Annotated in this window: 31 protein-coding genes, 1 pseudogene and 1 riboswitch; of the genes and pseudogenes, 14 read left to right on the top strand and 18 right to left on the bottom strand. The window is 64.5% G+C overall.

What is annotated here, in order from left to right:
* Positions 1 to 26: 26 nt before the first annotated feature.
* Entirely contained in the window at positions 27 to 596 is a 570-nt protein-coding gene (locus tag ACE3TQ_RS02780; RefSeq protein ID WP_374580399.1) for a DNA-3-methyladenine glycosylase, read from the bottom strand.
* Positions 597 to 720: 124 nt separating this feature from the next.
* Here ACE3TQ_RS02780 and ACE3TQ_RS02775 point away from each other — a divergent pair, with 124 nt between their 5' ends.
* From ACE3TQ_RS02775 to ACE3TQ_RS02760, 4 genes are read left to right on the top strand one after another with little or no spacing between them, the layout of a single operon-like run.
* Positions 721 to 1,587 (top strand): HDOD domain-containing protein, encoded by an 867-nt coding sequence (locus ACE3TQ_RS02775; RefSeq protein ID WP_374580398.1) that lies wholly within the window; start codon positions 721 to 723, stop codon positions 1,585 to 1,587.
* 22 nt (positions 1,588 to 1,609) lie between these two features.
* On the top strand, positions 1,610 to 2,713 hold the full coding sequence (locus ACE3TQ_RS02770; RefSeq protein WP_374580397.1) for a hypothetical protein: 1,104 nt from the start codon (positions 1,610 to 1,612) through the stop codon (positions 2,711 to 2,713).
* A gap of 43 nt (positions 2,714 to 2,756) precedes the next feature.
* The gene (locus ACE3TQ_RS02765; RefSeq protein WP_374580396.1) at positions 2,757 to 3,938 is read left to right on the top strand and encodes a tetratricopeptide repeat protein; all 1,182 of its coding nucleotides are present in this window, start codon (positions 2,757 to 2,759) and stop codon (positions 3,936 to 3,938) included.
* An 18-nt stretch (positions 3,939 to 3,956) separates the two neighbouring features.
* Positions 3,957 to 5,873 carry a CocE/NonD family hydrolase gene (locus tag ACE3TQ_RS02760; RefSeq protein WP_374580395.1) on the top strand — a complete coding sequence of 639 codons (1,917 nt, stop codon included), beginning with the start codon at positions 3,957 to 3,959 and terminating at the stop codon, positions 5,871 to 5,873.
* 18 nt (positions 5,874 to 5,891) lie between these two features.
* On the opposite strand, the gene ACE3TQ_RS02755 is transcribed toward ACE3TQ_RS02760, so the two are convergent.
* Positions 5,892 to 6,491: a YdeI family protein gene (locus ACE3TQ_RS02755; protein WP_374580394.1), complete on the bottom strand. Its 600-nt coding sequence runs from the start codon at positions 6,489 to 6,491 to the stop codon at positions 5,892 to 5,894.
* Between the two features lie 87 nt (positions 6,492 to 6,578).
* On the opposite strand from ACE3TQ_RS02755, the gene ACE3TQ_RS02750 reads away from it, so the two are divergent.
* Complete coding sequence (locus ACE3TQ_RS02750) at positions 6,579 to 7,415, top strand: alpha/beta hydrolase (RefSeq protein WP_374580393.1); 837 nt, start codon at positions 6,579 to 6,581, stop codon at positions 7,413 to 7,415.
* Here the strand turns inward: ACE3TQ_RS02750 and ACE3TQ_RS02745 are convergent.
* Positions 7,399 to 8,274: an alpha/beta hydrolase gene (locus ACE3TQ_RS02745; protein ID WP_374580392.1), complete on the bottom strand. Its 876-nt coding sequence runs from the start codon at positions 8,272 to 8,274 to the stop codon at positions 7,399 to 7,401. The two genes, ACE3TQ_RS02750 and ACE3TQ_RS02745, sit on opposite strands and share 17 nt — an antisense overlap.
* 10 nt (positions 8,275 to 8,284) lie before the next feature.
* On the bottom strand, positions 8,285 to 8,938 hold the full coding sequence (locus ACE3TQ_RS02740) for a TetR/AcrR family transcriptional regulator (RefSeq protein WP_374580391.1): 654 nt from the start codon (positions 8,936 to 8,938) through the stop codon (positions 8,285 to 8,287).
* Positions 8,939 to 9,007: 69 nt separating this feature from the next.
* Between ACE3TQ_RS02740 and ACE3TQ_RS02735 the strand changes: the two genes are divergently transcribed.
* From ACE3TQ_RS02735 to ACE3TQ_RS02720, 4 genes are read left to right on the top strand one after another with little or no spacing between them, the layout of a single operon-like run.
* On the top strand, positions 9,008 to 10,621 hold the full coding sequence (locus ACE3TQ_RS02735; protein WP_374580390.1) for an acyl-CoA dehydrogenase family protein: 1,614 nt from the start codon (positions 9,008 to 9,010) through the stop codon (positions 10,619 to 10,621).
* A 41-nt stretch (positions 10,622 to 10,662) separates the two neighbouring features.
* Complete coding sequence (locus ACE3TQ_RS02730; protein ID WP_374580389.1) at positions 10,663 to 10,947, top strand: CopG family ribbon-helix-helix protein; 285 nt, start codon at positions 10,663 to 10,665, stop codon at positions 10,945 to 10,947.
* A complete protein-coding gene (locus ACE3TQ_RS02725) occupies positions 10,935 to 11,240 on the top strand; it encodes a type II toxin-antitoxin system RelE/ParE family toxin (protein WP_374580387.1) in 306 nt (101 codons plus the stop codon). Before ACE3TQ_RS02730 ends, ACE3TQ_RS02725 begins: the two co-directional genes overlap by 13 nt.
* Positions 11,237 to 11,482, top strand: coding sequence for a DUF3297 family protein (locus tag ACE3TQ_RS02720; protein ID WP_374580386.1), 246 nt, complete (start codon positions 11,237 to 11,239; stop codon positions 11,480 to 11,482). Before ACE3TQ_RS02725 ends, ACE3TQ_RS02720 begins: the two co-directional genes overlap by 4 nt.
* Here ACE3TQ_RS02720 and ACE3TQ_RS02715 read toward each other — a convergent pair.
* Complete coding sequence (locus tag ACE3TQ_RS02715; RefSeq protein WP_374580385.1) at positions 11,479 to 11,805, bottom strand: carboxymuconolactone decarboxylase family protein; 327 nt, start codon at positions 11,803 to 11,805, stop codon at positions 11,479 to 11,481. The two genes, ACE3TQ_RS02720 and ACE3TQ_RS02715, sit on opposite strands and share 4 nt — an antisense overlap.
* Before the next feature lie 158 nt (positions 11,806 to 11,963).
* Between ACE3TQ_RS02715 and ACE3TQ_RS02710 the strand changes: the two genes are divergently transcribed.
* Positions 11,964 to 12,464: a hypothetical protein gene (locus ACE3TQ_RS02710; protein ID WP_374580384.1), complete on the top strand. Its 501-nt coding sequence runs from the start codon at positions 11,964 to 11,966 to the stop codon at positions 12,462 to 12,464.
* A 4-nt stretch (positions 12,465 to 12,468) separates the two neighbouring features.
* On the opposite strand, the gene ACE3TQ_RS02705 is transcribed toward ACE3TQ_RS02710, so the two are convergent.
* From ACE3TQ_RS02705 to ACE3TQ_RS02670, 8 genes and pseudogenes are all read right to left on the bottom strand, one after another.
* The gene (locus ACE3TQ_RS02705; RefSeq protein WP_374580383.1) at positions 12,469 to 12,945 is read right to left on the bottom strand and encodes a cupin domain-containing protein; all 477 of its coding nucleotides are present in this window, start codon (positions 12,943 to 12,945) and stop codon (positions 12,469 to 12,471) included.
* Positions 12,946 to 12,956: 11 nt separating this feature from the next.
* Complete coding sequence (locus ACE3TQ_RS02700; protein ID WP_374580382.1) at positions 12,957 to 13,514, bottom strand: demethoxyubiquinone hydroxylase family protein; 558 nt, start codon at positions 13,512 to 13,514, stop codon at positions 12,957 to 12,959.
* 25 nt (positions 13,515 to 13,539) lie between these two features.
* Positions 13,540 to 13,866 carry a hypothetical protein gene (locus ACE3TQ_RS02695; protein WP_374580381.1) on the bottom strand — a complete coding sequence of 109 codons (327 nt, stop codon included), beginning with the start codon at positions 13,864 to 13,866 and terminating at the stop codon, positions 13,540 to 13,542.
* A gap of 41 nt (positions 13,867 to 13,907) precedes the next feature.
* A riboswitch (SAM-I-IV-variant riboswitch) is annotated at positions 13,908 to 14,011 on the bottom strand.
* Between the two features lie 145 nt (positions 14,012 to 14,156).
* Positions 14,157 to 15,119, bottom strand: a complete 963-nt coding sequence (locus ACE3TQ_RS02690) for an alpha/beta hydrolase (protein ID WP_374580379.1) — start codon at positions 15,117 to 15,119, stop codon at positions 14,157 to 14,159.
* 9 nt (positions 15,120 to 15,128) lie between these two features.
* Complete coding sequence (locus tag ACE3TQ_RS02685) at positions 15,129 to 15,938, bottom strand: APH(3')-I family aminoglycoside O-phosphotransferase (protein ID WP_374580378.1); 810 nt, start codon at positions 15,936 to 15,938, stop codon at positions 15,129 to 15,131.
* Complete coding sequence (locus tag ACE3TQ_RS02680; protein ID WP_374580377.1) at positions 15,925 to 16,464, bottom strand: DNA-deoxyinosine glycosylase; 540 nt, start codon at positions 16,462 to 16,464, stop codon at positions 15,925 to 15,927. The genes ACE3TQ_RS02685 and ACE3TQ_RS02680 overlap by 14 nt, the downstream gene beginning before the upstream one ends.
* Positions 16,465 to 16,835: 371 nt before the next feature.
* Positions 16,836 to 17,402 (bottom strand): annotated as a pseudogene (locus ACE3TQ_RS02675) (NUDIX domain-containing protein); the annotation flags it as partial.
* A gap of 7 nt (positions 17,403 to 17,409) precedes the next feature.
* Positions 17,410 to 18,018: a PH domain-containing protein gene (locus tag ACE3TQ_RS02670; protein WP_374580376.1), complete on the bottom strand. Its 609-nt coding sequence runs from the start codon at positions 18,016 to 18,018 to the stop codon at positions 17,410 to 17,412.
* Positions 18,019 to 18,162: 144 nt separating this feature from the next.
* On the opposite strand from ACE3TQ_RS02670, the gene ACE3TQ_RS02665 reads away from it, so the two are divergent.
* From ACE3TQ_RS02665 to ACE3TQ_RS02650, 4 genes are all read left to right on the top strand, one after another.
* Entirely contained in the window at positions 18,163 to 18,600 is a 438-nt protein-coding gene (locus ACE3TQ_RS02665) for a DUF962 domain-containing protein (protein ID WP_374580375.1), read from the top strand.
* 51 nt (positions 18,601 to 18,651) lie between these two features.
* On the top strand, positions 18,652 to 19,593 hold the full coding sequence (locus ACE3TQ_RS02660; protein ID WP_374580374.1) for a DMT family transporter: 942 nt from the start codon (positions 18,652 to 18,654) through the stop codon (positions 19,591 to 19,593).
* Positions 19,590 to 20,072, top strand: coding sequence for an N-acetyltransferase family protein (locus ACE3TQ_RS02655; RefSeq protein ID WP_374580373.1), 483 nt, complete (start codon positions 19,590 to 19,592; stop codon positions 20,070 to 20,072). Before ACE3TQ_RS02660 ends, ACE3TQ_RS02655 begins: the two co-directional genes overlap by 4 nt.
* A gap of 349 nt (positions 20,073 to 20,421) precedes the next feature.
* Positions 20,422 to 20,580: a hypothetical protein gene (locus ACE3TQ_RS02650; protein WP_374580372.1), complete on the top strand. Its 159-nt coding sequence runs from the start codon at positions 20,422 to 20,424 to the stop codon at positions 20,578 to 20,580.
* Here the strand turns inward: ACE3TQ_RS02650 and ACE3TQ_RS02645 are convergent.
* From ACE3TQ_RS02645 to hutG, 5 genes are read right to left on the bottom strand one after another with little or no spacing between them, the layout of a single operon-like run.
* Positions 20,534 to 22,114: a glycine betaine ABC transporter substrate-binding protein gene (locus ACE3TQ_RS02645; RefSeq protein ID WP_374580400.1), complete on the bottom strand. Its 1,581-nt coding sequence runs from the start codon at positions 22,112 to 22,114 to the stop codon at positions 20,534 to 20,536. The genes ACE3TQ_RS02650 and ACE3TQ_RS02645 overlap by 47 nt on opposite strands.
* Before the next feature lie 46 nt (positions 22,115 to 22,160).
* Positions 22,161 to 23,414 (bottom strand): imidazolonepropionase, encoded by a 1,254-nt coding sequence (hutI, locus tag ACE3TQ_RS02640; RefSeq protein WP_374580371.1) that lies wholly within the window; start codon positions 23,412 to 23,414, stop codon positions 22,161 to 22,163.
* A gap of 3 nt (positions 23,415 to 23,417) precedes the next feature.
* The gene (locus ACE3TQ_RS02635) at positions 23,418 to 24,002 is read right to left on the bottom strand and encodes a HutD family protein (protein WP_374580370.1); all 585 of its coding nucleotides are present in this window, start codon (positions 24,000 to 24,002) and stop codon (positions 23,418 to 23,420) included.
* A complete protein-coding gene (locus ACE3TQ_RS02630) occupies positions 23,999 to 25,366 on the bottom strand; it encodes a formimidoylglutamate deiminase (protein ID WP_374580369.1) in 1,368 nt (455 codons plus the stop codon). Before ACE3TQ_RS02630 ends, ACE3TQ_RS02635 begins: the two co-directional genes overlap by 4 nt.
* Positions 25,363 to 26,151 carry an N-formylglutamate deformylase gene (gene hutG / locus ACE3TQ_RS02625; protein ID WP_374580368.1) on the bottom strand — a complete coding sequence of 263 codons (789 nt, stop codon included), beginning with the start codon at positions 26,149 to 26,151 and terminating at the stop codon, positions 25,363 to 25,365. Before hutG ends, ACE3TQ_RS02630 begins: the two co-directional genes overlap by 4 nt.
* Positions 26,152 to 26,154: the final 3 nt, after the last annotated feature.

Raw genomic sequence — 26,154 nt, 5'->3', positions numbered from 1 at the left:
CGGGCGCGGCGCGGCGCGCGGCGGCGCTAGCGGAACGGACGGCTGAGGTAAGGCGAACCGGCCAGGCCAAAGCGCCACGGCACCTCGACCGCCTTGGAAATGCCGATGCGCGGCCCGACCGCCAGCGCCACCCGCCCCTTGCGCGGCAGCAGTTCAAACGGCGCCGCGCCCAGCGCCAGGGCGTTGTACTCGCGCGTCACGCCGAGCGCCTGCGCCAGCCGGCCCGGCCCGGAACACAGCAGGCGCGGCTCGGCCAGCCCGCGCCGCGCCGCCATCTGCTCCAGGCCCACCAGCGGCTCCAGCGCGCGGATCAGCACCCCGGCCCCGTGCCCCTCCTCGCGGCAGACGAAGTTCAGGCACCAGTGGATGCCGTGCGACAGGTAGACATAGGCGTGGGCCGGCGCGCCAAACATGGCAAAGTTGCGCGCCGTCTTGCCGGAAAAGCTATGCGAGGCCGGGTCTTCGCGGTCGTACGCCTCCACCTCGACAATGCGGCCGCCCACGCCATTGACGAGCAAGGTCACGCCGATCAGGCGCCGCGCCACCTGCGGCGAGGGGGCGCTGAAATCGATTCCGGCCAGGATGTGGGAAGACATGCTACCGATTGTAGCAATGCTGCCATTTCGGCATGAAAAAAAACTCACCCGTGCCCCGGGCAAAGCCCCGAAAAACAGGCGATAATGGCGGAGCCCGCCTCAGCAGATCAACCCACGAAGCAAAATGACAACAGCAGCAGCCCGGCTCCCGGCAGACAATACGACCGCAGAAGACGCGCTGTTGCGCTCCATCCGCATCCCCCCGCGTCCCAGCCTGCTGGTCGACCTGCAGCGCGAACTGGCGCAGGAAGACCCGTCGCCGCGCGCCATCGCGCGCATTATCGGCAACGACGTCGGCATGTCGGGCGCCCTGCTCAAGCTGGCCAACTCGCCGTTCTACGGCGCCGCGCGCAAGGCCAAGTCGGTCGAGCAGGCCATCAACTTCCTCGGCATCAACCAGTGCGCCGCCATGCTGACCGGCATCCTGGTGCGCGAAGCGGTGGGCGGCGGCAACGCTGCCCTCAACCAGTTCTGGGAAGTGTCGTCCTGCCGCGCCCAGGCCCTGGTCTTCATTTCGCGCAAGCTGCGCCTGGCGCCGCCCGACATCGCCCACACCTTCGGCCTGTTCTGCGACATCGGCCTGCCGATCCTGATGGAGCGCTTTGCCGACTACGACCAGACCCTGGCCCTGTGCAATGCGGACGCCAGCCGCAAATTCACGGAAATCGAAGACGCGCGCCACACCACCAACCATGCCGCGATCGGCTGCCTGCTGGCGCGCAACTGGGGCCTGTCGCCCGACGTGTCGTGGGCCATCCTGCACCACCACGACTATGAAGTGCTGAGCGACGACGCCACCGACGACGCGATCCGTTCGCTGGTCTCGGCCGCCGTGCTGGCCGAGCGCGCGATCCAGCGCTACCACGGCAACAGCGCCTCGCTCGAGTGGGAAAAAGGCGGCGCCGCGGCCTGCCGCCACCTCGGCATGAACGAGGATGAAACCGCCGACCTGCTGGACGAGCTGCACGAAACCTTCCACATTGAACACTGAACCCTGATTTCCCCTGAGCCGAATGCAAAAGAACAAGCGCCCAGCCCCCCGCCCCACTCCCACCGCCGACAAAGACGAGACCCTGAGCCAGGAACTGTGCAGCCTCGCGCTGGCGCAGGAGCCCGACCTGCGCCATGCCGTGCGGCGCCACCTGCGCCACGGCAAGGATGCCGTGCTGCTGGGCGCGCTGGAACTGGCGCGCGGCGAGGATGTGGACGCCTACCGCCTGCTGAAGGAGGCGGTGGAGGAGGACGCCGGCACCGTCCTGCTGCGCAAGGGCGACGGCCCGGAACTGGAAATCAATGCCTTCGCCATCCCCGTCTTCGTGCACAGCCAGGGCGGCCTGCGCGAAGCGGACGGCTTCCAGGACGAGGAAGCCTACGCCGCCCTGCTGGCCAGCTTCACCAGCGCCGGCCTGGAAGGCCCGCACGCCAAGGTGGTGCTGGTGCAGCACGCCTACGACCTGGCCGAGATGGACGCCATCCGCCCCAGCCAGCTGAACGCCATGGTGCATGAAGCGGCAGCGGCTCTGATGGACAAGAAGGTGGCCGACGCGCCCGCCCTCTTGCGCAGTATCGGCGGCTGGCAGCCGTCCCACTTCGGCGCCGACGATGAAGCGGTCGAACTGCGCTTCCTGCTCGGCTTTGCCCTGAAGCGCGCCGACGACCCGTTCTACGCCGTGCCGCCGCCCGGCAAGAAGCAGGACGCCTGGTTCGAGGCGCGCATGCAGCGCTACCAGGACTGGACCGTGTCGGCCGCACCGCTGGTGCAGCGCTGCCTGGCTGGCGCCGCCCAGGCACCGGCCCTGCGCCTGAACTTCCTCTACCAGGACCTGTTCTACGGAGCCCTGCAGCAGGGCCGCGCGGAGCACTGGCTGCTGGCCATGATGGCCGATTTCGGCGCCGCGCTGGACAGCCATGGCGGCGGCCGCGCCGTCATCACGCTGGTGGAGGCCGAGGATGACGCCGCGCTTGGCGTGCAGCTGCTCGGCAGCGCCGGCGAACTGGCGCACGCTGACCGCCGCCTCGACGTCGGCGACGACGTGGAAGCGCAGATCGAAGACCTGCGCGATGCCCTCGCCACCCTCGGCATCGAGGACATTACGGTTGAATTGACAGCCCCCTGAGACGCGCACATACTAGTTTCATATAGGGGGAGGAGACGCCGCCATGAAACTACTGTCAACGTTGATTTTTGCTGCATTGCTGGCCGGCTGCGCGAGCGCGCCCAAGGCGCCGGTCATTGCAGCCGACCGCACGCTGTTCAACGACAGCGCATTCCACAAGCCGGACACCATCGCCACGGCGGAGCAGATCATAGCGCTCACGCCGGAGATGAAAAGCTACGCCGACAAGATCCGGCGCACCCGCCGCCCCTCGGCCAAGCTGCATGAAGCGCTGTTCGACGCCCTCTACCAGCGCGACCAGCTGCGCCTGGAATACGACTCGGAGATGACGCGCACCGCCGCCCAGGCCTTCGAAGCGCGCTCCGGCAACTGCCTGTCGCTGGTCATCATGACCGCCGCCTTCGCGCGCGAGCTGGGGCTGGACGTGCAGTTCCAGCGCATCACCAGCGAAGACACCTGGAGCCGCGCCGGCTCGCTCTATTTCAGCAGCGGCCACGTCAACCTGGTGCTGGGCCGCACCACCACCCAGGCGCAGAACGCCTTCGACATGAACCAGTTCATCACCATCGACTTCCTGCCGCCGCCGGACGCCGAGAAGATGCCGACCGAAGTCATTCCCGAACAGACCATCGTCGCCCTGTTCATGAACAACCGCGCCGCGGAATCCATGGTGCAGGGCAAGCTGGACGAAGCCTACTGGTGGGCGCGCGCCGCCATCGAGCATGACAACACCTTCCTGATGGGCTACAACACGCTGGCCACCGTCTACCAGCGGCGCGGCGACCTGGAGCGCGCCGAGAAGGCACTGCGCTTTGCGCGCAGCCACGACGCGCGCAATACCGTGGTCCTGTTCAACCTGTCGGAAGTGACGGCCGCCCAGGGCAAGAACGACGAGTCGGCCCAGCTCAAGGCCGAACTGGCGCGCCTGGAACCGTACCCGCCGTTCTACTTCTTCAACCTGGGCCAGCAGGCCATGAACGACGGCGACTACAAGAAGGCGCGCGCCATGTTCGTGCGCGAAGTGCAGCGCGCGCCCTACTACCACGAGTTCCACTTCTGGCTGGCCAAGGCCGCTTTCGCCCTGGGCAACCTGAAGGAGGCCGACAAGCATATGTCGCTGGCCCTGAACAACAGCACCACGCGCAGTGAAACCGCGATCTACGCCGGCAAGCTGGCCAACCTGCGCCTGTACGAATCGCGGGCCCGTCTTCGACAAGGCTTCTAAATAACCAGACCAAGGACCATGCTGGCTAAACTCGCTCCCCTCACCCTTTCCCTCGCACTGGCCTTTGCAGGCGCCGCCCACGCGGCGCCTGACGACAAGCAGGACCTGCGCTCCGCCTACACCAAGTACGAATTCCGCATCCCGATGCGCGACGGCGTGCGCCTGTTCACCTCGGTCTACGTGCCGAAGGACAGCAGCAAGACCTACCCCTTCCTGGTCGAACGCACGCCCTACAGCGCCGGCGTCAACGTCGACGGCCAGCTGCGCTACGGGGTGGACTTCTACCCGCGCCGCCTCGGCCCCTCGGCCGACTTCAGCGAGGCCGGCTACATCTTCGTGCGGCAGGACGTGCGCGGCCGCTATATGTCGGAAGGCAAATGGCAGGAGATGACGCCGCACGCCCGGAAGGACCTGGCAGCGGGCGAAGGCAACGAGAGCCGCGACATGCACGACACCGTCGAATGGCTGCTCAAGCACGTGGCCAACCATAACGGCAAGGTCGGCATCTACGGCATCAGCTACCCCGGCTTCTACACCTCGGCCAGCATCATCGATTCGCACCCGGCGATCAAGGCCGCCTCGCCGCAGGCGCCGATCACCGACCTGTACATGGGCGACGACTCCTACCACGGCGGCGCCTTCATGCTGGCGGCCAACTTCGACTTCTACGCCGCCTTCACCGAAGAAAAGAACCCGACCCCGCTGCCCAAGACCTGGAGCGATTTCGACTACGGCACCACCAGCGGCTACGACTACTTCCTGCAGCGCCTGACGCTGTCGAACATCCTGGGCGGCCTGGAACCGAAGCAGCAGGCCTACCTCAAGCCGACCATCGAGCACGACACCTACGACGAATTCTGGAAGTCGCGCAACCTGGCGCCGCACCTGAAGAACGTGAAACCCGCCGTGCTGACGGTGGGCGGCTGGTTCGACGCGGAAGACCCGGCCGGCCCCTTCGCCACCTACCGCGCCATCGGCAAGCACAATCCCGGCATCTTCAATGGCCTGGTGGTCGGGCCATGGGTGCATGGCGGCTGGGCCGGCGGCGACGGCAAGCGCCTGGGCCACGTGAAGTTCGACAGCAAGACCAGCGAGCATTTCAACAAGAAGCTGCTGTTCCCCTTCTTCGAAGAGCAGCTGAAAGGCGTGAAACCGGCGCAGCCGATTGCCGCCGTCAACACCTTCGAGACCGGCACCAATGTGTGGCGCCAGTACAGCGCCTGGCCGCCAGCGCCAGCCAAGGCGAAAATGCTGTACCTGGGCCCGAACGGCACCCTGACCTGGCAGCAGCCGGCGCAAGCCAACGCCTTCGATGAATACGTGAGCGACCCGCGCAAGCCGGTGCCCTTCATCGGCTACCCGGCCACCGGCGTGCCGCGCGAATACATGGTGTCGGACCAGCGCTTCGCCTCCAGCCGCCCGGATGTGCTGGTGTACCAGAGCGAGGTGCTGGAAGAAGACGTGACCATCGCCGGCCCGGTGACGCCGAAACTGTTCGTCTCCACCACCGGCACCGACAGCGACTTCGTGGTCAAGCTGATCGACGTCTACCCGGCCGACTACCCGCAGGACAAGGAGGAAGCCCCGTCGCGCGACGTGGCGCCGCCTGCGGTGCAGATGGGCGGCTACCAGCAGCTGGTGCGCGGCAACCCGCTGCGCGGCAAGTTCCGCAACAGCTTTGAAAAGCCCGAGCCCTTCGTGCCCGGCAAAGTGGAGCCGATCAGCTACCAGCTGGGCGATGTGCAGCACACCTTCCGCCGCGGCCACCGCATCATGGTGCATGTGCAGAGCAGCTGGTTCCCGCTGGTGGACCTGAACCCGCAGACCTTCACCAGCATCCCCAAGGCCAAGCCGGAAGATTTCGTCAAAGCCACCCAGCGCGTCTACCGCGCGCCGGGCAGCGCCTCCGGCCTGCAGCTGATGGTGATGCCGTAAGGAGTCCGCCGCGGGCGCTTAGCAGCTCTCGTACTTCCAGTGCCGCTTCTTGCCCTCGGCGATCCACTCCAGCGCCTGGGCCATGCGCTTGTTGCGCGTGGCCTCGGTCTTGGCCTCGGTCAGCCAGTCGCAGTAATCGCGCTTGGCGCTGGTTGAAAAGCCGTAGAAGACCTCATACGCGGCCGGGTTGCCTTCCAGCGCCGCGATGAAATAGTCCGGCACCAGCAGCTCGCGCGGCGCCGCCTTGGGCCGCGCGACCTTCACGCCTTCCTCATTCAGCTGCATGGCCTTCCTGATATAGGCCGTCAGCACTTTCTTCGATGGCAAGTCCTTCACCGATGTAATGCGGCCGAACTGGCCCATCGCCTCCTTGCCCTTGTCATCCTGCGCCGCCAGCAGCAGTTCGCCCTTCCAGAAGCCGAACGCGCAATGCTGCTTGAAGCTGGCAAAGTTGCATAGCAAGCCATGGTATTCGAAGTTCGGCATGCTCCACTTGATGGTTTCCTTCACCTCCGGGCAAGCGGCGTGGATCACCGCGCGCAAGTACGCCAGCACTGGCTGCGCGAACTCGGCGGAGTTGGCGATGTATGCATCGACACGCGGATCAATGGTGGGCATGGTTATCCTTATAAGTGTGTTGCCGCAATCGGACATTGGTGCGTTGCTTAACGCAGTTTGCTCAGCATTGGGAGCATACTAGAACACATGAGCAATTCACGCAAAATGGCAGCCGCTGCGGGTGCTATTGGCTTCGCATGGGCCGGACTGACGGCCCTGCTGATGGCCGGCCAACGCAAGTTGCTGTTCAATCCCACCATCAAGCGCGAGGTTGAAAAACCGCGCAGCAGCGGCCACCGCACGCGCGCCATCGTGCTGCGCGGCGGCGACGGCACGCGCCTGGCGGGCTGGCTGATGACGCCGCGCGAGCCGGGCGTGCGTCCCGCCGTGGTGTACTTCGGCGGCCGCTCGGAAGAAGTGTCCTGGCTGGTGCGCGACGCCGGCAACCTGTTCCCCGGCATGGCGGTGCTGGCCCTGAACTACCGCGGCTATGGCGAATCGCACGGCGAACCGGGCGAGAACCTGCTGGTGGCCGACGCCTGCATGCAGGTGGACTGGATGTGCAAGCACCACAAGGTCGACCCGACCCGCGTGGCCGTGGTCGGCCGCAGCCTGGGCTCCGGCGTGGCGGTGCAGGTGGCCATGCAGCGCCGGGTGCAGGCGACGGTGCTGATCACGCCCTACGACTCGATCCTGGCGCTGGCGCAGCGCCGCTTCCCTGGGCTGCCGGTCTCCATGCTGCTGCAGCACCGCTTCGAATCGGTCAAGCACGCCACCCAGCTGGCCGCCCCCACCTACGTGCTGCGCGCCGCCAGCGACGATATCGTGCCGCATTCGCACACCAATGCGCTGGTGAGCAAGCTGGCCTGCCTGCACCACGACGAGATCATCCCCGACTCCGACCACCTGAACATTCCCTACCTGCCCACCACGCAGCAGAAGATCGCCAGCTTCCTGCAAGCGCAGTTCATGCGGACGGCTTGAACACCGTGCGGAAAGCGCGCATGGCGCCCGGGTGGCCGATGGTCATATGGCTCTCGTCCAGCATCGGCGCCAAGTGCCAGCGCAAGCCCTCCACCTTCACGCCCGACAACGCGCCTTCCAGCTGTCGCGCCAGCTCCGGCTGGCCCTTCTCGCCGCTGGTGGCCACGAACAGCGTCTTGTCCAGCCGCTTGCGCGCGCCCAGCAGGCCGCCCGCCGTTTTCAGCAGGTGGCGGTTGTTCCACCACAGCGTGGGATCGATGGCGATGAAGGTATCGAACATCTCCGGCGCGTGCAGGAAGGTCTCCAGCACGAACATGCCGGCCAGCGATTCGCCGATCAGCGCCGTTTCGCCGGTGGTGTTGTAGCGCGCTTTCACCAGCGGCATCAGCTCCTCGCGGATGAACTGGCGGAAGGCCGCAGAACCGCCCACCACCGGGGCAATCTTCTTGTCCTCCGCATTCTCGGTCGGCGCCGTCATGTCGCGCCGGCGCACCGTGTTCTCGATCCCCACCAGCATGAACGAACGCATGGTCAGGTTGGCCACCGACACCTGCAGCAAGCCTGCCGTGTGCACGAAGTCCTCCGCCACGCCGCCGTCAAGCATGAACAGCACCGGCAGCGGCGCATCCGGCTTCACGTCCCAGGCGCGCGCCGCATACACATTGATGCGGCGCGTCTCGCCCAGCACCTTCGACGCCATCGTGAACGTCTCGCCGATCACCAGCGGCGCAGCCGCCGTTGCCGCGACCTGCGCCTCGACCTGCGCCTTGCCCGCCGCCTGCGCGACACCGGCGACACCCGCCACGCCAGCCGCGAACGCGCCCGCCGACCATGCCAACACCTGCCTCCTGCTCGCCATCCCCGACTCCTTAAAAGCTCAGGCACCCGCGATAAGCGCGCGGCGCCACCACCGACAAATACCCATGCACAGCCTGCCGCACCAGCGCCCGCAAGGCCGCCGCCTCCGGCCGCTCGCAGCGCGCCATCAAAGTCTGCGAGACCAGGCTGTACGCAATCGAATGCGCCGCGAACGCCGCATCCCCCAGCGCCACGCCGGAAGGCCAGTCCGCGCCATCCAGCCCGCGCTCCCACAACGCCACGAATTCCCGGTACAGCTCGCGGAACGCCTTCGGCTGCGAAACCTGCCGCTCCAGGTGGAACAGCGCCGCCCACTGTTCGGGTTCCGCCAGCGGCGCCTGCAACTGCGCCGCCAGCAACGCATCCACCCGCTCCGGCAATGGCAGCCCGGCGCAGGCCTGCACGGCCGCCTGCAGCGCATCCGCAATCGCCCGCACCCGCTGGCGGATGCAAAGCGCCGCCAGCGCCTCCTTGCTGGCGAAGTATTCATAAAAGCTGCCCGTGCCCACGCCGGCCAGCGCCAGCACCTGGCGGATCGTCACCTGCGCATAGCCCTTCTCCACCAGCAGCTGCACAAAAGCCTGCTCAATAGCCCGCGCTGTGGCACGCGCGCGCGACTGCGTCGGTTTTCGCCGCTTCGGCGCGGCGGGAAGTGATGCCTGCATGGTCAAAATCCGAACACCAGGGAAAGCGCCGAGCATTACACTTTCTTGCACAATAATCAAGGAGGCAAGATGGACAACCTGACCCGCGAACTGACCGGCTACAACCTCTACACCACCGACCTCGCCCTGCAGGAAGGCGTGCGCCGCGCCGGCGCCGGCATGCACGAAGCAGAGCTGCAAGCCTACGGCGCCCTGCTGGGCAGCGAAGCCACCATCCGCATGGCCGAAGAAGCCAACCATCACAAACCCGAACTGCACACCTTCGACCGCCAGGGCCGCCGCATCGACCGCGTCGAATTCCACCCATCCTGGCACGGCATGATGCGCATGGCGCGCGAGCACGGCATGATCACCCAGCCCTACTCCGACCACCGTCCCTGCGCCTGGACCGCCTACGCCGCCGCCTTCTCCATGCACCACCAGGTCGAATCCGGCAGCCAGTGCCCGCACTCGATGACGCTGGCCTGCGTTCCCGTGCTGCGCCAGGAACCCGAACTGTTCGACGCCCTCGCGCCCAAGCTGTTCTCGCGCCGCTACGATCCGCGCGACATCCCGCTCGAGCAAAAAGACTCGATCCTGGTCGGCATGGGCATGACCGAAAAGCAGGGCGGCTCCGACCTGCGCACCAACACCACGCGCGCCGAACCAGTGGCAGGCGGCTACCAGCTGACCGGCCACAAATGGTTCTTCTCCGCCCCCATGTGCGACGCCCACCTGGTGCTGGCGCGCACCGCAGGCGGCCTGTCCTGCTTCTTCGTGCCGCGCTACCGGCCCGACGGCAGCAAGAACGCCGTGCAGATCCAGCGCCTGAAAGAGAAGATCGGCAACCGCTCCAACGCCAGCAGCGAAGTGGAATTCCACGGCGCCTGGGGCCGCATGATCGGCAAGGAAGGACGCGGCATCCCCACCATCATCGAAATGGCCAATATCACGCGCCTGAACTGCGTGATGGGCGCGGCCAGCCTGATGCGCCAATGCGTGACGCAAGCCATCCACCACGCGCGCCAGCGCCACGCCTTCGGCAAACGCCTGGTCGAGCAGCCCCTGATGCAGAACGTACTGGCCGACATGGCGCTCGAAAGCGAAGCCGCCACCCAGCTCATGCTGCGCATGGCCGCAGCCTTCGAGCGCGACGACAGCCCGCTGGAACGCGCCTACCAGCGCATCGTCACCCCGGCCGGCAAGCTGTGGACCACCAAACGCTCGATCGAACTGTCGGCCGAAGCGATGGAAGTCTTCGGCGGCAACGGCTACATGGACGAAGGCCCGATGGGCCGCCTGTACCGCGAAACGCCGGTGCTCTCGATCTGGGAAGGCTCCGGCAACGTCATGGCGCTCGACCTGCTGCGCGCCATCGCGCGCGAACCGGAAGCCATGCTGGCCCTGCGCGACGACCTGCGCCAAGGCTGCGCCGGCGACGCCGTGCTGCGCCCGCATGTGGACGCCCTCGACGCCCTGCTGGCGCCCGGCGCCGATCCCGTGCTGCAGGAAACCCAGGCGCGCCGCCACGCCCAGCTGCTGGCCACCCTGATCCAGGCCCGCCTGCTGCGCGAGCGCGCCCCGGCGGCCGTGGCCGACGCCTTCATCAGCAGCCGCTTCGACCACGCCCACGGCCGCATCTACGGCACCCTGCCCAGCGGCGCCGCCCTCCCCGCCATCATCGACCGCGCCTGGCCGGTGTAAGTTGGTGTTACCATGGTGCTACCAGGTATTCAGGAGTCACCATGTCCACTACATCGATCAAACTATCGGAAGAGCTGAAGGAGCGGGCCGCCTCTGCCGCACAAGAACTTGGCCTGAGTACTCACGCCTTCATGGTTGAAGCGATCAGGCAAGCGACTGAGCAAACGGAAATTCGCGCTCAGTTTGTTGCAGAAGCGTTGGCTGCGCGCGCCGAAATGCTCGAAACGGGCACCGGCTACGATGCCGGTGATGTTCACGCATACCTGCGCAAGCGCCTCCAGGAAAAAGATACCCAGCGTCCGCCCGCTAAGCCATGGCGCAAATAAAATACTCGGCAGCTGCACTTTCGAACCTGGAACGCATTGCCAATTTCCTGATGCTGGAATCTGAGCAAGCGGCACTGCAGGCACTGGACTTGATCGAAGATGCAATTACCATGCTGGCTCGGCACCCTCTGGTCGGACGCCCGGTGGAACACCATTTGCGTGAACTGGTTATCTCTCAAGGGCGCACCGGCTATATTGCTCTTTATGCATATGATTCGCTCCAGGATACGATACTCGTACTGGCCATTCGGCATCAAAGGCAAGCCGGCTTCCGGTATAATCCTGCCCCATGAACGATACTACCCGCCCTGACCTCCCGGACCATCTGTCGATCGACCCACGCAGCCCGCACCACGTGGCCGCCGTGTTCGAGCACGACATTGGCATTAAATTCAACGACAAAGAGCGCTTTGACGTTGAGGAATACTGCATCAGCGAAGGCTGGATCAAAGTCCAGCACGCGACGGCCAAAGACCGCCGCGGCCAGCCGATGCTGATCAAGCTGAAAGGCAAGGTAGAAGCCTTCTACCGTTAAGCGCTCCCAGGCCAGCTTTCGCTGGCCTTTTTCATGGCCTGCAGGCCATGCCCCACCGCAGCCCCGGCCCGCAGGGCCGCCGCAATAAACACCACCTCCGCAATCTCCTGCCGCGAAGCGCCCGCCTCCAGCGCGTTCTTGGTATGCACATCAATGCAATAGCCGCACTGCGTTGTCAGCGCCACCCCGATCGATACCAGCTCGCGGTACTTGGCCGGAATCGCCCCATCCTCCCGCTCCGCCGTCGCTTTCAGGTTGAGGAAGGCCTTCGCCTCCAGCGGCGCCAGTTCGATCAGGTCCTTCGCATATTTCATATCGTCCATCACGTCTCCTAAGTAGGTTGATTGCACCTCCTAAGAGGTGGCAAAACACCAAAAGGATTCGCGAGTTGATATTTTTATGACGATTATCGTGCAATTAAAATAAAATTGCAAAATTGCCCACAAGCGACGGAGGAAGAGTGAGCGCCACGCGCAAATCGATGCTGGAAAGATTGGATGTCCTGGTTGCCTGGACCAACATGCCAGCCCGCGTGAAGCACGACATGAATCACGGCGACGACGGCCAACGCCAGCACCTGCCCATGCGCTGGTTGCCGCTGCTGTTGATGGCAGCCGCCGCCGGCGTGGTCGCTGCGACGCTGATGCTGCCCGTTTCCTACTGGCTGTTCGGCACTGTTGGCGCCTTTAGTGCGGCAGCTGCGGCGGTGTACACCCATGGGCCCCTGGGCAAACCCTCCATCGAAGATGACGAGCGTGGGGCGGCGTTGCGCAAAGACGCCTGGCTGTTTTCACTGTCCGTACTCGCTTTCGCCAATATCATCGGCCAGCCCGCCCTGCTCATGGCAGCCGCGCTGCACGGGTGGTCAGTCGAGCGCGTCAGCTACGTGGTACTGGCGGTCTTCATCTGCAACGTGATATGGCTCAACTGCCTGCGCACGCTCTACACCAGCTGGAAGCACTCCGGCCGGGCGCACGCATAGCCACTCAAGGCCACCATTCCTTATAAGGACTCCCCGCCGGATTGCCGGCGGCATCGGTCCAGACATCATCCGGCTGCGAACGATCGCGATGCAGAAGCCGGTCGTGGTCAGGATAGGTGATCAGGTCCTTTTCCGCGCGCGTGCCGACGATCATGCACTTCACCGGCAAGGCGCCCTTATTCCACAGATAGTGCCCAAGCGGACTCCCCTTCGGAAACGCCGCCGCATCGCCAGGACCGAGCAGGTACTCCTCCTCGCCCTCGATAACGGTCAGCTCCCCTTCCAGCACATAAGCCAGTTCATCCTCCGAACCATGCCAATGCTTGATGCTTGAACGCGTGCCGGGCGCCAGGACATGGATGAAAGCTCCGAACTGCGTCAGTCCACCCGGCTCGCTGATCCACTCCTCCCGGTTCAGAACAGAAGGCTGCGACGTCTTTGTTGTTTCAACATATCTTTGCGAAGCGCGAACAACTGGCATTCTTATGTCTCCTATACCCGCATTCCAACCCAGATCACCGCCTCCGTCGATGCGGCGACGAGCGGCGAGAGCACCTTCGACCAAAGCCCATGCCCCGCAATGTGGCACGCAGAACGGTCATGGTGCTGCCGCTCCTCCGTCACGATCGACGCGATAGCCTCGCAGGCTTCCTTATCCCGCCCACCCAACATCATAAGCTGATGCTCCAGATGGCGCAGCACAACGCGCTCCACCGCCACAGTCGTCGCCGCGATGGCCTGTCGCCCAAGCGCGCCAGTCGCCACACCCAGTACAAAACCGCCCAAGCCGCAAAGCCAATAGCTCCGGCAGCGAGGCCGCTGCCGCCGTCGCAGCTCGGCCCAGAACACCGCCCGATGCCGCTCCTCATGCGCTTTGAACTCGCACAGTTCAGCCACCAGCGACGGCGCCGTCAACCGAGCCAGGAGGATCTGTCCAGCATAGATATTGACTGCCCCGTTTTCTCCAGCATGGTTAACCTTCAGGATGCGCGCCCCCAGCTCCCCGCTTCCGCCCCGACGCCGATCTGAACCCAACTTGATCCTGCCCATCCACCGAAGCCCTTTAGCGGACAGCTTAGCGGTGCGCCGCCTCAGCGCCGAAATGCACCATATGCTCGACGTGCACCTTGATCTTGCCATCCAGGCTGGCAAACTCCTTGCGCAGTTCGCGCGCCGAGTCGTCGCCGATACCGTCGACGGTAATACAGTGCTCGTAGCAACCGCCGCGACGCGAGATGACCCACTTGTCGACATGTGCATTGGCGCTTTTCAGGGTCGATTCCAGGTGACCCGTAGTCAGCTCATTCGAACCGAGCACGATATGGAAAGTATGCGTAAGGCGGAACTGGTCGCGCCAGGCGCTAAGGTCTTGGGAAGGGATGTGGGACGCTTGGATTGTCATGGTCTCTCCTGAGAGCTTGGCCCGATTCGGAGCAAACCATGTCGCGCCCGCTTCGTTGCCGTTAATAGGCCGCATCGCCGTAAAGGCTTCCACCTTGCCCGGGTAGGCAGGTTGGCGTCGGATTACCCGACTCTTGATGCTAAACTGCTAAGCAAAACTCGTTGTACGAATTTCGTTATACAGAACTTGCGTTCAATATAGCGGAATTTTTGAAAGTGAGCAATCAAAAAAAAATGGGGACGTACCCCATTTTTCTGGAAACATTTGTCCTAATGAAATAGGAACGTACCCTATTCCTCATTCATCAGGAACTCCGCGATCGCGCTGCCGACGCCCGGCGCGAGGGGCAGGGCCGGGTCGGAATAGGCAGCCAGATTCGCACGCACATCGTCGGATGCCACCACTTTCAGTACGTGGTTCACATTGCTCAACAACACAAGCTTCGCTTTGGGAGCGGCTTGCTTGAGCGCATACGCATCACGCTCGCCAACCTGGATATCGCGCTGTCCGTGGAGAATCATCACCGGCTTCGGATATCGCGCCAGCAAGCGCGCCGGGTCATAAGAGAAGGCGCTGATCAGGAATCCTTGCACCGGGGGCGCGAACAAGCCTTGCAAGGCCGGATGCAAGCTGGCCGCATCAACCCGGCGGCCCTGTTCCAGCGATGATATGGCCGACATGGCTTGCTCCATCAGTGGCGCATTGGCAGGATTGGCTTTGATCTGGTCGCGAAGCACCGCTCCCATCGGCCGGCCAGCGGCCGAGACCAGGACCAGACCGCAAACCCCTGGCCCGGCCTCCGCAGCAGCCATCGCCACCAAGCCGCCTTCACTATGACCGATAAGCCAAACGCAGGCCGCGCCGGTCCGTTGACGGACCGTTCCGACCCAAGAGTGCACGTCAGCGACATAATCCGCAATGGTGACGGCATTGGCATCCGGCACGGCGGCCGCACTGGAGAACATTCCGCGCTTGTCGATCCGCACGGTCGCGACGCCCTGCGCCGCCAGATCACGAGCAAGCAGTTTATAGGTTGATGCCTGGACCCCGAGCCGACTGTTACCGTCGCGATCAGTCGGCCCGGAACCGGGAATGATGAGGGCAACTTGCCTGGAGCCAGACGCTGGCTCCAGCAGCATGCCCTTCAATGGCCCCATCGGTCCCGCTGTTTCAATCGGGACATCTACCGGCATCTGTGCCGTTGCGGTGCCGCACAATAGAAGCGGAAGCGCACAGAATACGTATTTCAGCATAACGCCATCTCAGAAAAATTCGTCCAGCATCAAATGGAAGTCCAGCTTTTCCCGGTCGAAACTGGGAACGTCATACTGCTGCAAGAACTCTTCCTGCAATGAGGCGCCAAACTCTCCCAGCGAATTCCAGGCAATGGCGATATCCTGGTAGCGGTCTGCGATGCCAACCCTTCCCACATCAATACAAGCGACCACCTCGCCATCTTTGATCAGGATATTATCGAGGGAATAGTCGCCGTGCGTCACGACTGGATCGGACGCTAATGGCAGCAAGGCCTGCAAAGCATCCCATACCTGCACTGCCGACCAACCCTGCCGCTCGTCATCAAAATCCTCTTCATCGACCAGCCCTGCATTGAGGCGCTCCTGCGCACGCGCCAGGCGATACTCATGATTGCTGGTAAATGGACATGCACTGGTTGGGATTGCGTGAATCCGGCGCAGGAACCGTGCAATCGCGGCCACTACAGCGCTGCGCTGTTCGGGCGAATGCGCCAGGATCTGGTAAGCAGTTTCTCCCGGCATTGCTGTCATCAGCAACCATGCCTCGTCTGCGGTGCGCGTGAACTGCACGAGCGCCGGCACCGGCAGGTAAGCGCTTAGCCAGCATAGCCGGGCCATTTCATCAGTGATGTCATCCGCAACTAAACCTTTGCCAGACTTCAAAAACAAGTCTGGCGCACCGGCCTTGCCGTGAAGACGATAAACCGCCCCGCCCGATTGGCCGACCGTGTTACGGCGCCATTCATACGCAGCCAACACCGCAGCCATGTTTTCCGGCGCAGCCATACCCGCATTGCCCCCATCACTCATCTGCATCAAGCCCCTCATTGGAAATTCCACCGCCCGCCCCGGCCAACATCAGGCGCAACGCCTGCCACTGCGCGGCTTTGTCCGCATAGCGCATCGTATGTGCCGGGCTACTCGATGGCAGCGCCACGATCCGATAGTTAAGCGCCGCATCCCCCAGCACTTTAAGCCCGAGGCGGCCCGCCGTCCCGCCATTGAACGCAATCGCCGTGATACCGGGATGGCGCGCCAGCAGGCCGAGCAGATCATTGTCGTTACGCTCCCTGATCTGGCTATCCAGGCTGCCCTTGCGGTGCGCCTCCGCCACCACATCCCACAAGCCGATGCCGTGCGCGCGCAAGGTTGCCAGGCGCGCGGAGTAAGACATGGCGCGCAAGTCGGCACCGATCACCTCCCCCACCAGCTCCCAGAATTTGTTCTGGCGGTTGCCGTAATACTCCTGAACCGCCAGCGACTTATCGCCCGGCAGGCTGCCCAGCACCAGCAGACGGGTACGGTCATCGACCACCGGATCGAAACAGCGCTTCAAGGTCATGGTGTTACGACGGGGATTTCATCCAGGCTGCGGTAGACCAGCAGGCCGCGCTGCTGCGCCAGCGCCACCATGGCATCGGCGCCGGCCGAGGCGCCGCCCACACGCAGCACAGCGTGGCAATGCGCCAGCAGGCGCTCGCAATGCGGATGGAAGATTTTCTCGTACACGGCATCGCCCACTGTTTGCGACCCGGCGGCGCGCAGCACAGGCAGCGCCAGCCACTCGCCCAGCACCGGCGTGTGGCCGCGCTCATACAAGGGCAGCACATACGCCTCCATCGCAGCCACGTTGGCCGCCATGCGGGCCGGGTCGTCGCCGCTGCCGGAACGGTACGGGCCGGCGATCAGGATCATCATGCTGCGCGGCGGCAGCAAGTGCAGGTGCAGGTACTGCAGCAGCATGATGGTCTTGCCGTCCATGATCTCGCCGCTGGCGGTCATGGCCAGGGCCTGGTCGGCATCGAGTTCGATCACTTCGATATCTTCACCCTCATGCTCCAGCCCACCGCCGCTGCCGACCTGCGAATCGGCATCGTACTCGCCGACGAAGAAATGCAGCCGCTCGGTGACGGAACCGGGGCTCATGAAGACGTCGAACACCTGGTGCAGCCTGGCGACCTTGTGGCCGGTTTCCTCTTCCAGCTCGGCGTGCATGCGCTCCTCGGGATGCGCATCATCCAGCATGCCGGCTGGCGCCTCGATCAGGTAGCCGTCGTGCTGGTTGACATAGGCCGGAAAGCGGAACTGGCGCGTCAGCAGCACCGTGCGGCGGGCGCGGTTGTACAGCAAAGCAACCGCGCCGTTGCCACGGTCGTACGTTTCGCGCGTCATGGTTTGCCAGCGGCCGTCGCGCCGGCGCAGGTCGAAGGTCGTCTTTTTCAGGACATACCAATCGTCCGACAGCAGCTGCACTGTCTTGACGCGCACATACTCTTGCATGGTGTTCTCAGTTGTGGATGTACTTGGTGAAGACATCGCTGAAATCGCGCTTGGTGTGCGTATCCAGGATGGCGGTATTCACCGCAGCCAGCAACTCGCTGAACTGGCCGGCAACGCTGCTGCCTGGCTGCACGCCGTTCAGCTTATACATGGAGGCGGTGGCGTCCAGTGCACGCAGGGCGTTCTCGCGGCCGACGGCGTCTTTATGCTGCTGCTTGCCGATCGAGATCAGGGCCTTGTAGATGTCTTTCAGTTGTTCGATGTGGGACTTCTTGACGTCGATGCTGAAGACGGTGTCGCCCGCGCTGAACTTGAGCTCAACGTCCATGTCGAGGGTGCCGGCGGTTTCGATGCTGACGTGCGAGATCTCGGTCGAGCTGTAGTCGTAGCGCTTGATGGAGCGCTTGGACGAGACGGCCGAGTCGCCATCCACGTGCACGATGGCCAGGTTGGTAAAGCAGTACTCGTCCTTCTTGCTCTTGATCAGGAAGAAGATCTGCTCGCCGTCTTCCGAGAACAGGTAATCGTCGGCATCGACCTTGTCGTAGTCGTTAGGCGACACGATAACGCCGATATCGCTGATACCCAGGGCCTCTGCGGCCAGCTTCTTGAACATGTCTTATCTCCTTCGGCTACCGGCCGGAACGGGGTGCAAAGCGCCCGGCAAGATTAGCATTTATGCAAATGTGCGTCCAGCCGCTTCGCGTGTAGAATCGAACGGTAGTGCTATACAAATAATCACACACCGGAGACCAATACCATGCCTGAGGCACGTGCCATCGATACCTTGCTGGCCAAGTACAGCGAAAGCCATCTCGATCCCACCAACGAAGCAATCCATTGCGTTTGCGTACCGCTGATCGTATTCAGCCTGCTGGGCCTGATCTGGGCCATCCATCCCTTGCTGGCAGTGGCCGGCAGCGCGGCATCCATGGTGTACTACTTTAAGTTATCGCGCAATTTTGCGCTGGGCATGCTGCTGATGGCGACCTTCATGCTGCTGGTGCTGCGCGCCCTGCCGCCCGGCGCGGTGCTGCCGCTGAGCATTGTGATCTTTGTGCTGGCCTGGATCGGCCAGTTCATCGGCCACAAAATCGAGGGCAAGAAGCCATCGTTCTTCGATGACTTGCGCTTCCTGCTGATCGGACCATTATTCGTGCTGGGCGTGCTGTACCGGCGCCTGAAACTGGCTTACTGAGCGACCTGGGGGCGTCCTGCGCTGCAGGCAAGAAACACTTATACTGGCGGGATGCCTTCCTCCATTCTCTTCGTAGCCGCCTGCGTGATCTGGGGCTCCACTTTCTGGGCCATCACCCTGCAGCTGGGCCAGGTCGCCCCGACCATCTCCATCGTTTATCGTTTTGCCATGGCGTCCAGCGTGCTGTTTGCCTGGTGCCTGCTGCGCGGCGACAAGCTGCGCCTGTCGTGGGCGGCACAGCGCTGGACCATCCTGCAAGGTTGCTGCAGCTTTGGGCTGAGCTATATCGGCACCTATTTTGCTGAGCAATATGTCGTGTCGGCCCTGGTGGCGGTGCTGTTCGCACTGATGGTGTTCTGGAACCCGATCCTGAGCCGCTTCGTCTTTGGCACGCCGCTCACCTGGCGCACCTGGGCCGCTGGCAGTGTGGCCGTGGGCGGCGTGGTACTGCTGTTCTACCACGCCATCGCCGAATCGCTGCGCGATGTGCTGGCTGGCGGCCAGGGGCATTTCATCCTCGGCATCGTCCTGGCCCTGGGCGCCACCATCGCGAGCACGGTTGGGAATACCCTGGTGGTCAAGGTGCGCCAGCATGAATCGAATGTGCTGCTCAGCATGGCCTGGGGCATGCTGTGGGGAACCGTGCTGGTGACGCTGTTTGCGCTGGTGCGCGGCGATTCCTTTGCTGTGCCGACGACGCTGTCGTATTGGGGTGGCTTGATCTACCTGTCGCTGTTTGGCTCGGTGATCGCGTTCGCCTGCTATTTCACGCTGATTGACCGCATTGGCACGCAGAAGGCTGTGTATATCGGCGTCGTGACGCCTGTGCTGTCGGTACTGATCAGCATCCAGCTGGAGAACTTCCGTCCGGGCTGGATGGAGGTGGCGGGCATGGTGATGTGTCTGGCCAGCGTGGCCTGGGCGCTCAAGGCGCCGTCCGCGCCGGCCCGTCCGGCTGTTATTGAACCTGAACTTTTGAAGAAAGCTGTATGAGCAATTTGATTATCCGCCCTGCCCGTCCTGGTGACGTGGCGGCCATCATGGCCATGATCCGCGAGCTGGCTGTTTTCGAGAAACTGGAACACCTGGTGGTGGCTGATGAGGCCATGCTGCATGAGGAACTGTTCGGCGCCAAGCCGGGCGTGGAAGGCATCGTGGGCGAAGACGCGGGCGAAGTGGTGAGCTATGCCCTGTTCTTCCATAACTTCTCCACCTTCCTGTGCAAGAAGGGCCTGTACCTGGAGGACTTGTATGTGAAGCAGGATCGTCGTGGCGCTGGCTACGGCAAGCAGATGCTGGCGGCGCTGGCGAAGATTGCTGTGGAGCGCCAGTGCGGGCGCTTTGAGTGGTCGGTGCTGGACTGGAATGTGAACGCCATCAAGTTCTATGAGCAGATGGGGGCGGACGTGCTGCCGGATTGGCGCGTGTGCCGCGTGACCGGCCCGGCGCTGCAGGCGCTGGCGGCAGCTTAGAGCATAAAGAGCCTGACTGCGACGGCGATGAGTCCTGGCACGGAACTCCCGTAGGTTTTCCGGTTCTTTGCCATAGCTTCCTGCTGGGTGGTGGAGGAATGGTTCCCGCTTGGGCAAAAAAAATCCCTCGCGGCTCGTGTGTGGTCGGGCGAGGGACTAGAAACCCAGGTGTCAGTTGGGGAGGGGAGATGAATCGACGGTTTCAATATAGTCCGCGTTGCCCTGCCCTGCCTTGTCACTTACAAATTTTTACCGGCTGGCTATATCTGCTTACATTTGATGTAGCGCAAGAAGTTCTGCTGGGAAATTAGCAGAATGGATGGTCCCGCTACTTCGCCGGAGACTGACCATGTTGAAAGCCGTCCATCGCGCTTACCTGCATTTTCTGCTGGGCCGCTACATGCGGGAGCTGCACGTGCTGGCGGTGCAGCGGGCGAATGATGCGCTGGCGGAGCAGCTTCTTACGCGCGAAGCCGAGCAGGTGCGCGCGCGGCTACAGATGCTTTGAATCCCCTTTCCATCCATTCGAACAGCCCTTGCGTGAGCAGGGCGAGGACGGCTGCCGGCAGCGCGCCGGCCAGCATCAGGGTGTTGTCGTTCAGGGCCAGGCCGGTGGTGATGCGTTCGCCGTAGCCGCCAGCGCCGATGAAGGCGGCGATGGTGGCGGTGCCGACGCTCATCACGGCGGCGGTCTTGATGCCGGCCAGGATGACGGGGGCGGCCAGCGGCAGTTCAATGTAGCGCAGCCTTTGGGCAGGGCGCAGGCCGAGCGCTTGGGCAGCCTGCTTTTGGCCGGGCGGGATGCCGCTTAACCCGGTGCAGGTGTTGCGTACGATCGGCAGCAGGGCATACACGAAGAGTGCGCACAGGGCGGGGATAGTGCCGATGTTGCCCAGCAGGGGGATCATCATCGCCAGCAGGGCGAGCGAGGGGATGGTTTGCAGGAGGCCGGCGGCGGCCATCACCGGTTCGCGCCAGGCCGGGCGCTGGGCGGCCAGGATGCCGAGCGGGATGGCGATCAGGCTGGCCAGCGCCACCGACATCACAACCAGGAGGATGTGCTGTCGGGTCAGCGGCCAGAAATCGTCGGCAAAAATGCGTTGGAACAGGCCGGGCCTCTCCGTCGTGGCAGCGGATGACGCAGCCGCGCCGGGTGCGGCAGCGATGGCGGGAGGCACAGAGGCAATTGCGGATGGCGCCACGACGGCAAGTGGCGCGCTGGCGCTGGCCGTGGCGGCGCGCTGGCGCGTGAGCCAGTCGCGCGCGATGGCGGTGAACGATTGGCCGCGCAATTCGGCGGCGGCGTTCATGGCGATCATGTCGGCGGCGCCGATGCGCCCCTCCAGCAGGCGGATGGCTTGCCAGGCGGCGGGAAAGCGCTGCGCCACGTCCAGCCGATAGAGCAGCACGGCGTCATAGCGCGGGAAGTAGCCTTGATCGTCTTCCAGCACGCGCAAGCCGTATTGGCTGATCTTGGCGTCGGTGGAGTAAATATCGATCACGTCCACCTGCTTCTGCGCCAGGGCTTCGTAGGCGATGCCGTGATCGAGGCCGTGCGGTGTGCTGCGGATGCCGTAGCGCTGCGCCAAACCCGGCCAGCCGTCGGCGCGGCCGATGAACTCATGCGACAAGCCGTAGCGCAGGCCGCGCTGGGCGGCCAGCTCCCCCAGGCGCTGCGGGCCGCCTGCCGCGCCGCGCACGGCGAGGGCGTAGGTATTGTTGAAGCCGAGCGGCACGGCAATGCCCAGCCCCTGCGCCGCCAGCTCGCGCCGCATCTGCTCCAGCGTTGCAGGCGCAGCGTGCTTCAGGATTTCCAGGCTGATGGTGCCGGTGTATTCGGGATAAACGTCGATGCTGCCGGACTTCAGGGCGGCCAGCACGATCGCGGTGTTGCCCAGGCCTTGCTTATGCTCGACGCGGGCATGCGGCGCGGCGCTTTGCGCCAGCAGCTCGCCCAGGATGTAGGATTCGGTGAAGCGCTTGGAGCCGACGCGCAGCACGTCGTCCGCGGCAGTCGCGGCAGGCGCGGCGAAAAGGAACATTGCCGCCGCCAGGGCCAGGACGGCGATGGCGGCGCGGCGCAGCAAATCAGGCGCCTGCGCCCGGGATCGCGGCGATGCCGACGATCGGATCGCGCCACACGCCGCGATTCACCACGGCGACGCACGGGTTGAAGCCGAAGGCATACGACAGGTCCGCCGGCCGCGCAATCTGCCACAGCGCGAAGTCGGCGCGCTTGCCCACTTCCAGGGTCCCCACTTCGCCCTGCAACCCCAGCGCGCGCGCGGCATGCACGGTGCAGCCGGCCAGCGCTTCGAGCGGCGTCAGGCGCCACAGCGTGCACACCATGTTCATGGCCAGCAGCAGGGATGTCATCGGCGAAGTGCCGGGATTGTTGTCGGTGGCAACCGCCATCGGCACACCCGCCGCGCGCAACGCGGCCACCGGCGGCGGCGTGGTATCGCGCAGGAAGTAATAGGCGCCCGGCAGCAGCACAGCCACGGTGCCGGCGCCGGCCATGGCAGCAATGCCCTCGGCCGTCAGATGCTCCAGGTGGTCGGCCGACAGGCCCTGGTAGCGCGCCACCAGGGCCGCGCCGCCCTGGTCGGACAGCTGCTCGGCATGCAGCTTGACCGGCAAGCCATGCTCGCGCGCAGCGGCGAAGATGCGCTCCGTCTGCGCGGCGGTAAAGCCGATCCGCTCGCAGAAGGCATCCACCGCGTCGGCCAGCCCCTCGCGCGCCAGTGCGGGGATCATGGCGATCACCGCATCCACATAGTCGTCTGCGCGGTCCTTGAACTCGGGCGGCAGGGCGTGCGCGCCGAGGAAGGTGGTGGCCACCGACACCGGCATCACCTCCCCCACGCGGCGCGCCACGCGCAGCATCTTGGCCTCGGACTCCAGCGACAGGCCGTAGCCGGATTTGATTTCCAGCGTAGTCACGCCTTCCGCCAGCAGCGCCGCAATGCGCGGCAGCGACTGGCGCAGCAGTTCCTCATCCGTCGCGGCGCGGGTCGCGCGCACTGTCGACATGATGCCGCCGCCGGCGCGCGCAATGTCCTCATAGGTGGCGCCGTTCAGGCGCGCCTCGAACTCGTCGCTGCGGTTGCCGGCGTGGACGATATGGGTGTGGCAATCGATCAGGCCCGGCGTCAGCCAGCAGCCGCCGGCATCGTGCTCCAGCTCCGCGCTGCCCGCCGCGGCGGCATCCTCGCGCCGCCCGATCCAGGCGATTCGGCCGTTATCGACCGCGATCGCCGCATCGCGGATCTCGCCATAGCCCTCGCCCACCATGGTGGCCAGGTGCACGTTGGTGATCAACAGGTCCCACTCTACTGCCATGTTTTACTCTTCGTTCGGGAAAATATCGACAATGAACACGGTGGCATGGCCCGCTTCCAGGGTCCACACATCATCCTTGTCCAGCACCACCGCATCATAGCGCACCAGCGAAATGCGCTCACTGGCGCTGGCCAGGTTCAGGCTCTCGCCTTCGGCCAGGAACACCACGGTGGTCGGACTGCGCCGCTCCAGCGTGGAGAAGTCGCGCACCACGCGCCGCTCCAGCTGGTGGTTGCAGACCGAACGCCGCGTCATCACGTTAAAGTCGGTGGTGGGCGGCCCCTCCACTGTGGCGCTGACCGCAATCTCGCCCGGGAAAGCGATCACCGGCTCGCGCTCGGACAGCGCCACGCGCCGCTCGTTGCCCACGTCCAGCACCACGCCGCCGCCCTCGACCAGGGTCAAGGTGCGGTCGATGCCGGGGAACACCGAGAACGGCCCGCTGTGCGCGATGGTGGCCAGCGAAATGCGCCATTCGAACTCGTCGAAGCTGGCGCCGGGCGGCATCACGCACAATTCCGTAGTGCTGCCGCCGCCGTTCTTCCAGGGCGTGGCATGCAGGCTTGCATACTGGATGATTTTGGTCATGCTCGTAGCTCGCGCAGTTCGGCCAGTGTCTTTTTGAAGCGCGCGGTGATGGCCTGTTGCGCCGCATGCTCCCGGTTGCGCACCACCCAGTGGCCGCCGACCATCACATCCCTGACAAGATTATCATTTCCGCTGAAAACGAAGCAGCCCAACACGTCGGCGGCGTCGATTCCATCAAGATTCGGGTGGTCATCATCCAACACTATCAAATCGGCGCGCTTGCCGACAGCTAGCGCGCCCACCGGGCGGCCCGCAGCCTGCGCCCCGCCCTGCAAGGCAGCCTGCCACAGGAAGTCGCCGACCCGGCGTTCCTTGCCGGAGACGGCGATGTTGCGGCGCTGGTGCAACAGGCGCTGGCCATATTCCAGCCAGCGCAGCTCCTCCACCGCGCTTTGCGAGACATGGCTGTCGCTGCCGACGCCGATGCGCCCGCCCTGCTCCAGGAAACTTTCAAGAGGGAACAGGCCATCGCCCAGGTTCGCTTCGGTGGTCGGGCACAGCCCCGCCACGGCGCCGCTTTGCGCGATGGCCGTCACTTCGTCCGGCGTCAGGTGGGTGGCGTGCACCAGGCACCAGCGCGCATCGACCGGCAGCTGTTCGTAAAGGTACTGCACCGGGCGCTTGCCGCTGAAGTCGAGCGACTGCTGCACCTCGCCCTGCTGCTCGGCGATGTGGATGTGCACCGGGCGCGCTTTCGGCAGGTGCTCCAACACTTCCCTGATCTGCGCCACGGAAGCGGCGCGCAGCGAATGCGGCGCCACGCCCACTTCCACCTGCGCGTCGCGCAGCGGTTCCAGCTCGCCGATGATCTTCAGCACGTCGCGCGCATCGGTGCGGAAGCGCGCCTGCTCCGGCTTCAGCGGCTGCTCGCCGAAACCGGCCCAGGAATACAGCACCGGCAGCATGGTGATGCCGATGCCGGTCTGGCGCGCGGCTGCAATCACACGCTGCGCCGTTTCCGACGCCTGCGGGTACATGCTGCCGTCCGGCGCGCGCTGCACGTAATGGAACTCGCACATCGAGGTGTAGCCGTGGCGCAGGCACTCGGAATACAGCTGGGCGGCGATCGCCTCCATCTGCTCCGGCGTGATATTGCGCGCAAAGCGGTACATCAGGTCGCGCCAGGTCCAGAAGCTGTCCTTGGTCTCGCCCGCGAACTCGGTCAGCCCGCCCAGCGCGCGCTGGAAGGCGTGCGAATGCAGGTTGACCATGCCCGGCATGACCAGGCGCGCGCTCGGCAGCCCTGGCGCCGCCACGGCATCGGCCTGCACGGCGGTGAAGTTGCCGCGCTCGTCCCACTGCAGCAGGACGTTCTTGCGCCAGCCTTCCGGCAGCAGCGCGTTGTGTGCGTACAGGGCCTTCATTTTTTCACCCAATCCGCAGCGGCCTGCACCAGTTTTTGCAACAGCGGCTGCACGTCTCCGGCCAGGTCCTCGCGGTAGCCGAAGGGCGCCGTTTCGTCCATATAGGTGGACTGGCACATCTCCAGCTGGATCGCGTGCACGCCCTGCTCCGGCTTGCCGTAGAAGCGCGTGATGTGGCCGCCCTTGAAGCGGCCGTTGACCGCCACCGTATAGCGCTCGTCGCGGCGCGCCACGGAGGCAATGGCCTCGGTCATGGCGGCATCGCAGCTGGCGCCGTCGGCGGTGCCGAAATTCAGGTCCGGCAGCTTGCCTTCGAAGAAACGCGGCACGATGGAGGCGATGGAGTGGGCATCCCACAACACCACTTTGCCATGGATGGCCAGCAGGCGATCCAGTTCGGCACGCAGCTGCGTGTGGTAAGGCTGCCAGTAAGCCGCCAGGCGGCGCTGCACCTCGGCATGGTCCGGCTGGCGGCCTTCCAGGTAGAGCGGCTCGCGGTGGAAAGTGTCGAGCGGGCACAGGCCCGTGGTGTCCTGGCCCGGATACAGGTTGGTGTTTTCCGGCGGACGATTCAGGTCGATCACATAGCGCGACCAGCGCGCCGACAGGGTGGACGCGCCGAGCGCGCCCAGGAAGTCGTACAGCCTGACCAGGTGCCAATCGGTGTCGGCCTTCTCGGTCGCCGCCGGCGCCATGCCGGCGGCGATATCGTCCGGGATGTCGGTGCCCACGTGGGGCATCGACACCAGCAAGGGAATACTGCCTGCGTGGAAGCGGTAATCCATGAA

It is taken from the genome of Pseudoduganella sp., from assembly GCF_041914865.1.
In the GTDB taxonomy this organism is placed as follows: domain Bacteria; phylum Pseudomonadota; class Gammaproteobacteria; order Burkholderiales; family Burkholderiaceae_D; genus Rugamonas.
Note: the sequence above shows the minus strand (reverse complement) of the source record. Positions and strands in the feature narration are given on the sequence as shown.